1 rRNA gene is annotated in these 1,627 nt (G+C 50.0%); it reads left to right on the top strand.

Annotated features, from left to right (window positions below):
* Positions 1-67: 67 nt before the first annotated feature.
* Positions 68-1,627, top strand: a 23S ribosomal RNA gene (locus tag ACXAF2_RS23490); the annotation flags it as partial.

Below are 1,627 nucleotides of genomic sequence, written 5' to 3'. Positions count from 1 at the left end.
AATTGATAGTCAAGAAATTACCGAGTATCGCCATTTTAGGTTTTAAACCTGATGTAACAACCAATTCGGTTAAGTTATGAAGGGCGCACGGTGGATGCCTTGGCACTAGGAGCCGACGAAGGACGGGACTAACACCGATATGCTTTGGGGAGCTGTAAGTGAGCTTTGATCCAGAGATTTCCGAATGGGGGAACCCATTGTTCGTAATGGAACAATATCCTTACTTGAATACATAGAGTATGGAAGGCAGACCCAGGGAACTGAAACATCTAAGTACCTGGAGGAAGAGAAAGCAATTGCGATTCCCTGAGTAGCGGCGAGCGAAACGGGATGTAGCCCAAACCAAGAGGCTTGCCTCTTGGGGTTGTAGGACACTCTATACGGAGTTACAAAGGAATGAAGTAGACGAAGAAGTCTGGAAAGGCTCGTCAAAGAAGGTAACAACCCTGTAGTTGAAACTTCATTCCCTCTTGAGTGGATCCTGAGTACGGCGGGACACGTGAAATCCCGTCGGAAGCTGGGAGGACCATCTCCCAAGGCTAAATACTCCCTAGTGACCGATAGTGAACCAGTACCGTGAGGGAAAGGTGAAAAGCACCCCGGAAGGGGAGTGAAATAGAACCTGAAACCGTGTGCCTACAAGTAGTCAGAGCCCGTTAACGGGTGATGGCGTGCCTTTTGTAGAATGAACCGGCGAGTTACGATCCCATGCAAGGTTAAGTCGATGAGACGGAGCCGCAGCGAAAGCGAGTCTGAATAGGGCGAATTGAGTATGTGGTCGTAGACCCGAAACCAGGTGATCTACCCATGTCCAGGATGAAGTTCAGGTAACACTGAATGGAGGTCCGAACCCACGCACGTTGAAAAGTGCGGGGATGAGGTGTGGGTAGCGGAGAAATTCCAATCGAACTTGGAGATAGCTGGTTCTCTCCGAAATAGCTTTAGGGCTAGCCTCATGTGTAAGAGTCTTGGAGGTAGAGCACTGTTTGGACTAGGGGCCCTCATCGGGTTACCGAATTCAGACAAACTCCGAATGCCAAAGACTTATCCATGGGAGTCAGACTGCGAGTGATAAGATCCGTAGTCGAAAGGGAAACAGCCCAGACCACCAGCTAAGGTCCCAAAGTATACGTTAAGTGGAAAAGGATGTGGAGTTGCTTAGACAACCAGGATGTTGGCTTAGAAGCAGCCACCATTTAAAGAGTGCGTAATAGCTCACTGGTCGAGTGACTCTGCGCCGAAAATGTACCGGGGCTAAACGTATCACCGAAGCTGTGGATTGACACCTCTAGGTGTCAGTGGTAGGAGAGCGTTCTAAGGACTGCGAAGCTAGACCGTAAGGACTGGTGGAGTGCTTAGAAGTGAGAATGCCGGTATGAGTAGCGAAAGATGGGTGAGAATCCCATCCACCGAATGCCTAAGGTTTCCTGAGGAAGGCTCGTCCGCTCAGGGTTAGTCGGGACCTAAGTCGAGGCCGATAGGCGTAGACGATGGACAACAGGTTGATATTCCTGTACCACCTCTTTTCCGTTTGAGCAATGGGGGGACGCAGGAGGATAGGGTAAGCGCACTGCTGGATATGTGCGTCTAAGCAGTTAGGCTGATGATGAGGCAAATCCCATCATCG

The organism is Rossellomorea sp. ABR4_004 (genome assembly GCF_056159585.1).
Note: the sequence above shows the minus strand (reverse complement) of the source record. Positions and strands in the feature narration are given on the sequence as shown.